The organism is Roseateles sp. P5_E11 (assembly GCF_054049355.1).
Genome location: NZ_JBFUMO010000256.1, coordinates 1 through 7,982 on the forward strand (window position 1 = coordinate 1; position 7,982 = coordinate 7,982).

The 7,982-nt window shown below is 66.8% G+C and carries 6 protein-coding genes; 2 read left to right on the plus strand and 4 right to left on the minus strand.

Annotated features, from left to right (window positions below; all coding sequences use genetic code 11):
- Positions 1-148: 148 nt before the first annotated feature.
- Positions 149-1,633: a cyanophycinase gene (locus ACXJKR_RS18160; protein ID WP_457324010.1), complete on the minus strand. Its 1,485-nt coding sequence runs from the start codon at positions 1,631-1,633 to the stop codon at positions 149-151.
- A 167-nt stretch (positions 1,634-1,800) separates the two neighbouring features.
- Between ACXJKR_RS18160 and ACXJKR_RS18165 the strand changes: the two genes are divergently transcribed.
- A complete protein-coding gene (locus ACXJKR_RS18165; RefSeq protein WP_457324011.1) occupies positions 1,801-4,503 on the plus strand; it encodes a TonB-dependent receptor in 2,703 nt (900 codons plus the stop codon).
- Here the strand turns inward: ACXJKR_RS18165 and ACXJKR_RS18170 are convergent.
- From ACXJKR_RS18170 to ACXJKR_RS18180, 3 genes are read right to left on the minus strand one after another with little or no spacing between them, the layout of a single operon-like run.
- Positions 4,496-4,915, minus strand: coding sequence for an acyl-CoA thioesterase (locus ACXJKR_RS18170; RefSeq protein WP_457324012.1), 420 nt, complete (start codon positions 4,913-4,915; stop codon positions 4,496-4,498). The two genes, ACXJKR_RS18165 and ACXJKR_RS18170, sit on opposite strands and share 8 nt — an antisense overlap.
- Positions 4,912-5,535, minus strand: coding sequence for a YceH family protein (locus ACXJKR_RS18175; RefSeq protein WP_457324013.1), 624 nt, complete (start codon positions 5,533-5,535; stop codon positions 4,912-4,914). Before ACXJKR_RS18175 ends, ACXJKR_RS18170 begins: the two co-directional genes overlap by 4 nt.
- On the minus strand, positions 5,535-6,317 hold the full coding sequence (locus ACXJKR_RS18180; RefSeq protein WP_056197721.1) for an SDR family oxidoreductase: 783 nt from the start codon (positions 6,315-6,317) through the stop codon (positions 5,535-5,537). The genes ACXJKR_RS18175 and ACXJKR_RS18180 overlap by 1 nt, the downstream gene beginning before the upstream one ends.
- A 132-nt stretch (positions 6,318-6,449) precedes the next feature.
- On the opposite strand from ACXJKR_RS18180, the gene ACXJKR_RS18185 reads away from it, so the two are divergent.
- A partial coding sequence (locus ACXJKR_RS18185) for a 4Fe-4S dicluster domain-containing protein (protein WP_457324014.1) occupies positions 6,450-7,982 on the plus strand: 1,533 nt, incomplete at its 3' end.

A 7,982-nucleotide genomic window follows, 5' to 3' on the forward strand; every position in this document is an offset into this window, starting at 1 on the left:
GCCGACGGGGGAGTGGCTGGGCAAGATGGGTGCCGGGCTGGCGCAGTTCACGAGCCCGACATCTTGGCAGGCTCCCGCGCAATCCGACAGCGGGTCAGGCCCGAGGAAAAGCAACGCTTGTGACCAAGCGCTGCAAACGGCTGCCGATTCACTGGCCCGAGGGCGCCGACGCTGCGGGAACGCTCGTGGCGGGCAGGCTGGCCGCAGGCTTGGGCGGCCCCGACCAGCCGCCATACAGCGGCATCGGCAGGCGCACGGGGCTGATGTCGAGGTAGAGGTTGGTGACCGTGAACTGTTCGCCGCCGAATTCCTCGGTGCTCCAACCCAGCGAGTCCGAGCCCTTGTAGAGCCGGAACAGGAAGCCGAGCTCGGCCAGCGGGTCGTTGGTGCGCGGCAGCACGTCGAAGGCCAGACCCTTGACCTCCTTGCGCACGCTGTCGATGAGGCGTGTCATCGCGTTGGAGATGGTCGAGTCGCCCATCATGTCGAGGTGGAAGACATCGTCGATGTAGCTCGGCTTGAAGTTGGGCGACTCGGCGTCGTGCAACTCGCCGCGCAGCTTGGGCGCCGACGGCGTCGCCGAGCGCGCGCGCAGGTGGTAGCGGTCGCCGTGCTCGAGGTAGGACAGGCGGGCGCCCTGCACGTTGAAAGCGCCCAGCGAGGGATCGCTCTTGGCCTCGGTCAGGTCCACGACCAGGCAGCCGCGGTCGCCGATGACCTCGATCTCGTCGCCGCGGATGATGGCGGCGGTGTTCTCGTCCACGCCCAGGCCGAGCTTGTAGCCCTTGGCCATCATCAGCGGAATCATGCGGCCGAAGCGGCCGCGCTTGAGGAAATGCTGGTCGACGAACAGATGAGGRCCGACGAAGCCCAGCCCGCGATCGATCTGCTTGCCATCCGAAAAGCGGCCCTTGAGGATGTTGATGTTGCTGGGCGGGTCACGGAACATCACGGTGCTCATGATGGCCGCTCCGGCCGAAGTGCCGGCGATGACGCCGCCCTTGCGGTAGACGTCCCAGATCGCCTCCAGCATGGGCGTGCTCTGGCCACCGGGCTGCAGCACATCGACGATGCGCTCCTGCACGCCGCCCGTGAAGAAAATGCCCTTGGCGGCCTTGACCTTGGCGATCAGGGCCGGGTCGCGCACGACCTTGCTCAGGTCCACCCACAGGAACTTGGGCGCCACCGGCAAGGCCTCGGCCACCGCGCCTCGGCGCTGCAGCAGATCCACGATCTGCTTGGCGCTGGCCTCGGGATCCTCACTGGCTGTGCCGAAAACGACGAAGCGCGCGCCCTTGCCGCCGGCCAGTTGAACGATGCGTTGCCAGACCTCTTCGTTGTCGGCCTTCAGCGCGCCGCCGATAGGCACGGCATAGCCGCGGATGGCGGGCTCGGACTCGGGCAGCGGCTRCAGCGCCCCTGAGGCCTGTGCCGGACCGGCTTGAACGGCCGACGCGGCCTTGGCGGGCGCCGGTGCCGCAGCGCGTGGTGCCGATGCCGAGGCCGGCGCCGACGGACGCAGCAGCCTGAAGCCTTGCGGCGCGCTCGCCGCCGGTGCCGTCGCCGGCGGAGCCGCCTGTACGCCCATGGCTGCCGCCATTGCCGCCACACCGGCCCAGATCCATGCCCTCATGCCCACACCCCTCCTTGGTCAGACCGCGCATGATGACAGAGCGCCGATGACCGTTCGCCCCTAATTCGAACGACGAGGACGTGGCGCGCACGAGACGAATCGCCGGCTTGGAGCCCGGCAGCTAGCGCCGCCGTGCCTAGACTCGCCCGAACCACGGAGAGCCGCCCATGAAAACCCCCTGCCCTTCCCGCATTGCCGTCACTGCTGCTGCAGCGGCCCTGCTTGCGCTGAGCTGCGCTGCCCAGGCCCAGTCGACGCTGGAGCGCGTCGAGATCACCGGCACGGCGATCAAGCGCATCGAGGGCGAGACAGCGCTGCCGGTGCAGGTCATCACGCGGGGCGAAATCGACAAGGCCGGCGTGACGACGGCCGCCGAGCTGATCGCCCGCATCAGCGCCAGCGCCAACAACCTGACCGACGGCGGCAGCGTGGCCTATGGCGGCTTCCGGGACCAGATGGGCTTCAACGCCGCCAACCTGCGCGGCCTGGGCGTGTCGTCCACCCTCGTGCTGCTGAACGGCCGGCGCGTGGCCAACTTCGCCTCGCCCGGCGACGCGGCCGGCGTGGACCTGAACAGCATCCCGGCCGCCGCCATCCAGCGCGTCGAGATCCTGCTCGACGGCGCCTCGTCGCTGTACGGCTCGGACGCCATCGGCGGCGTCATCAACTTCATCACCCGCAAGGACTTCTCCGGCATCGAAATCAACGCATTGGCCGGCAGCACCACCGAAGGCCACGGCGCGGCCAAGCGCTCGGCGACCGTGGCCGGTGGCTTCGGCGACTTCGGTCGCGACGGCTTCAATGTCTTCGGTGTACTGGACGTGCAGAAGACCAGCAGCCTGAACGCGTCCAAGCGCCAGTTCATCAAGGACCTGGACATCCCCGGCCGGCTGCCAGACCTGCTGTCCAGCGCGAGCTTCCCCGGCAATATCCGGCTGTCCAACTACCAGCGCGACACGCTGATCGGCGAGGGCTACAGCAGCAACGGCAGCACGGTCATCGACTCCAAGACCGTCAACCCGGCCGCCGCCGCGGGCTGCAACCCGCCCGCCAGCCTCTACCTGCCTGACGGCATTGGTGGCGCGGACGGTTGCACCTTTGACTACATGCGCGATATCGAGCTGTATCCGAAGTCGAAGAAAAGCAGCATCTTCGGCCGCGGCATCTTCAACCTCGGTGGCGGCCACCAGGCCTTTGCCGAGGTGTCGCTGGCAAGGGCTCGCACCCTCTACACCGGCACGCCCAACCGCGTGGACGCCGACATGGACGTTTCGCGCGTGCCGGCCTTTGCAGGCAGCGCGCTGAACAGCCTGGACGCCGACGACGAGGAACGCATCATCACCGTGCGCACCCGCCTGTCCGAAGCCGGCCTGCGCACCAGTGAGCTGGTGTCGACCACCCAGCGGGTCGTGGCCGGCATGACCGGCCTGGTGAGCGGCTGGGACTATGAGTGGGCACTGAACCACAGCACCAGCAAGGTCTCCGACCGGGACTTCCAGGGCTACCTGAACGAGCAGATGATCCTGGACGGCTTCGCGAACGGCACGCTGAATGCCTTTGGCCCCTCCAGCGCCGCCGGCCTGGCGCTGTATGAGAAGTCGCAGATCCGCGGCGAGGTGCGCCACGCCACCGGCAACATGGACAGCCTGGACTTCAAGGCCTCCAAGGCGCTGACGAAGCTGGCGGGCGGCGACCTGGCCGTGGCCATCGGCGGCGAGTACCGGCGCGAGAAGCAGAACTACCACCAGTCCGACGCGCTCAAGCAGGACCTCATCCTCGGCGAGACCACGCAAGGCCCCGACTCCGACTTCGGCAAGTCGCGCAAGGTCGGTGCCGTGTTCGGCGAGCTCAGCGCGCCCATCACCAAGCAGCTGGAGCTGTCGGCCGCGCTGCGCTATGAGCACTACCAGGTCAGCGGCGGCGCAGCCAGCCCCAAGCTGGGCCTGAAATACGTGCCGATGCCGGAGCTGCTGCTGCGCGCCTCCATCGGCAAGGGCTTCCGCGCGCCCAGCCTGTCGGACCTGTACCGCCCCGTCACCGAAGGCAATTCGGCCACGCTGGTGGACCCGGTCTGCCTGGCAGCCGACCCCACCAATACGCCCACCGACTGCTCGGACATCTGGGTCACGCGCAACTTCAGCAATGCCAAGCTCAAGCCCGAGAAGTCGCGCCAGTATTCGCTGGGCATCGTCTTCGAGCCCCGGCGCGGCGTCAGCCTCAATGCCGACTACTGGAACATCGAGAAGACCAACCTGATCAGCACACTGGGCGTGGACGTCATCCTGGGCAACCTGGCCAAGTACGGCAGCCTGGTCCACCGCGATGAAGACGACGCCATCGAGGCCGTCGACCTCTTCAAGGAGAACCGCGGCAAGCAGCGCATCTCCGGCCTGGACCTTGGCGTGAACCTGAGCGGCCTGAAGACCGGCTTCGGGCAGTTCGGCCTGCGCATCAACGGCACGCTGACGCTGAAGTCGCAGCAGCAGACCGGCGACGGCGACCCCTTCGTCAGCAACCTGGGCGTCTTCATCAACGACGGCGTCGTGCAGCGCTGGCGCCACACGGTCAGCCTGGATTGGGAAACTGGCCCCGTGTCTATGACGTTGTCCAACAGCTATCTGCAGGGCTACAACGACCAGCACATCATCGGCAAGCCCGATCRCAAGGTGTCGGCCTATTCGCTGTGGAACATGTCGGCCGGCTGGGAGGCCAGCAAGTCGACCACCCTGCGCGTCGGCGTGCAGAACATGCTCAACAAGGCGCCGCCGTTCTCGCAGCAGGCCTGGTTCTTCCTGTCCGGCTACGACCCGAGCTACACCGACTCGCGCGGGCGCTACATCTACGCCAGCTTGAAGTACGCCTTCAGGTGACGAGGTTTCTCACCCAGTCCGGCAGGGCAATGGCCTTGTCGGTCTGGGCGTCGAACCACAGCGTCGTCGCGCCGCCCTCGGCGCAGATGACGCCGGGTTCGTCGGCGCGCTCCAGCGTGATCCAGGTCTCGAAGCTGGTGCGGCCCGCGTCGCTGACGTAGTGGCTGGCCAGCACCTCGCCCGGGCATTTAAGCTGGCGATAGAAGTTGCAGAAGGCGTTGACGATGACCGGCCCCTGCCCGCCCGGATTGGGCGCGGCGCCGATCTGCGTCAGCCAGTCCACACGCGCGATCTCCAGGTAGCGGAAATACAGCGTGTTGTTGATGTGGCCCATCGCATCCATGTCGCCCCAGCGCATGGGAATGCGCACCTCATAGGTGAGCTTCTTGTCGACCGGGACGAGATACCTCACGGCGTGATGCCGAGGTCAGCGGCGATGCGGTTGACGAGGCTGCGCAGCGCGGCGACCTCGGCGCGCAGCAAGGCGATCTCTTCATCGCGAGGTTGACCCACCGCCGCGGCCTGCTCGAACGACGCCACCGGCCCGCACAGCAGATGCGCCCAGCGCGCCTCGCGGGCGCCGGGCGCCTTGGGCAGCTTGACGGCCATAGGCTGCTCGCGCTCGGCCAGCTCCTCCAGAAAGCCCTCCACCGACGACACATCGGCAAAGCGGTGCAGCCTCTCGGTGTTCTGGCGCAGTTCGGCCGCCGTCTGCGGGCCGCGCAGCATCAGCTGGGTCAGCAGCGCCATCGCTGCACCCGGCACGCCCATGCCGCGCGCGAAGTTGTGCTCATAGCGCACGACGCGGCTACCGCTGACCGTATTGACGAGGTGCAGCGCCTTCAGCTCTTCCACGGTGGCCAGCACCTCGGCCTCGCTGACGTCCATGACCGGGTCGCGCGCCGTCTTCTGGTTGCAGCCCGCGGTCAACGCATTGGCGGACAGCGGATAGCTGTCCGGCACGGTGCTTTCCTTCTCGACAAGAACGGCGAGAACGCGGGCCTCCAGCGGGGTCAGGTCTCGCTTCAACATCAAACTCCGAAGCCGTCGTCGGCCTGGATGACCGCGCCATTGATGAAATGGCTTTCGGTGGCGCACAACATCAGCAGTGACGTATCCAGATCCTTCGGCTGGCCGACGCGCTTCCTGGGCAGCATGTCGACCAGCTTCTTGCCCTGCTCGGTGCCCCAGTGGTGGTGGTTGATCTCGGTGTCGATATAGCCCGGGCAGATGGCGTTCACGTTGATGCCGTAGCGGCCCCACTCCAGCGCCATCGCTCGCGTCATGTGGATGACCGCGGCCTTGCTCATCGCATAGACGCCAATCTGGCCCAGCACACGCAGGCCGGCCATGGACGCGACGTTGACGATGCGCCCACCGATGAAGGTGCCCGGCGCCGAGCCGCGCGCGCGGGCCAGCATGCGCTTGCCCACCTCCTGCGCGACGAAAAAGGCGCCGCGCGTGTTGGTGTCCATCACGTAGTCGTAGTCGTTCTCGGTGACGTCGGTGAGGCGCTGCGTCGTGGACACGCCGGAGTTGTTGATCAGGATGTCCAGCGTGCCGACTTCGGTCTCGGCGTGGGCCACCGCGCTCTTGATGCTGGCCACGTCGGTCACGTCCAGCTGCACCACATGGGCGTCACCGCCATTGCCCTCGATTTCGGCGCGCAGGTCCTTCAGCCGCTCGACTCGCCGGCCCGCCAGCACGACGCAGGCGCCGGCCTGGGACAGGGTCCTGGCGAATTGCGCGCCCAGGCCGCTGGACGCACCGGTGATCAAGGCCACGCGGCCTTCGAGATTGATGGAGTAACTCATGGGACTGCCTTCCGAGTGGGTTGCGTCCATCCTACCGGTCTAGACCGCCCAACCTAAAAAAGCACGATCGTTCGATTCGCAATCCAGCCTCTCTAGAATCGCGCGCAATTCAAAAGCTGACGGAGAACCTGCATGACGTCCGAAGAGATCCTCGCCCAGTTCGGCCCCCGCGAGTCCATGGAATACGACGTGGTCATCGTCGGTGGCGGCCCGGCCGGCCTGGCCACGGCTATCCGCCTGAAGCAGCTCAAGCCCGATGCCAACATCGTCGTGCTGGAGAAGGGCTCGGAGCCTGGCGCCCACATCCTGTCGGGCGCCGTGATGGACCCGCGTGCGATGGAGGAGCTGTTCCCGAACTGGAAGGAACTCGGCGCGCCGCTGAACCAGGCCGTGTCCGGCGACGACGTGCTGTTTCTGTCCGAGACGGGCAGCCAGCGCACGCCCGACTGGCTCGTGCCTCGCAATTTCCACAACCACGGCTGCTACGTCATCAGCCTGTCCGACGTCGTCAAGTGGATGGCCAGCCAGGCCGAGGGCCTCGGCATCGAGATCTTCCCCGGCTTCGCCGCCGCCGAGGTGCTGTACGACGAGCAGGGCCGTGTGAAGGGCGTGGCCACCGGCAATATGGGCCTGGGCAAGGACGGCGAGCCGACCGACCACTTCCAGCTCGGCATGGAACTGCTCGGCAAGTACACGGTGTTTGCGGAAGGCGCGCGCGGCCATCTGGGCAAGCAACTGCTTGAGAAGTTCAAGTTGACCGAAGGCAAGGACACGCAGACCTACGCCATCGGCGTGAAGGAGCTGTGGGAGGTTCCGGCGGACAAAGCCCAACCCGGCAAGGTCGTGCACACGGCCGGCTGGCCGATGGAGGGCGACACCTTCGGCGGCGGCTTCCTCTACCACCTGGAAAACAACAAGGTCACGCTGGGCTTCGTCATCGGCCTGGACTACGACAACCCCTTCATGAGCCCGTTTGAAGAGATGCAGCGCTGGAAGGCCCATCCGGCCATCCGCGCCCACATCGAAGGCGGCAAGCGCATCGGCTACGGTGCCCGCGCCATCAACAACGGCACGCCGCAGGCCCTGCCAAAGACGGTGTTCCCGGGCGGCTGCCTGATCGGCTGCGATGCCGGCTACCTGAATGCCGCGCGCATCAAGGGCAGCCACGCAGCCATCAAGAGCGGCATGCTGGCCGCCGAGGCGTTGGCACCCGCGCTGGACGCCGGCCGCGCCCAGGACGAGCTCGCCGCGTACCCCGAAGCCTTCGAGAAGAGCTGGCTGAACGAGGAACTGCAGCAGACGCGCAACTTCAAGCTCTGGTTCAAGAAGGGCAAGACGACCGGCCAGCTGATGACGGGCATCGAGCAGTGGCTGCTGCCCAAGCTCGGCATCAACAACCCACCTTGGACGCTGCACAACCACAAGGGCGATCACCAGTCGCTGCGCCCGGCCGCCGAATGCAAGCCCATCAGCTACCCCAAGCCCGATGGCAAGCTGACCTTCGACCGCCTCTCATCGGTGTTCATCTCCAACACCAACCACGAGGAAAACCAGCCCGCCCACCTGACGCTGAAGAACAACTCGGTGCCGGTGCAGGTCAACCTCGCCAAGTACGCAGGCCCCGAGAGCCGCTACTGCCCGGCAGGCGTCTACGAGTTCGTGCCC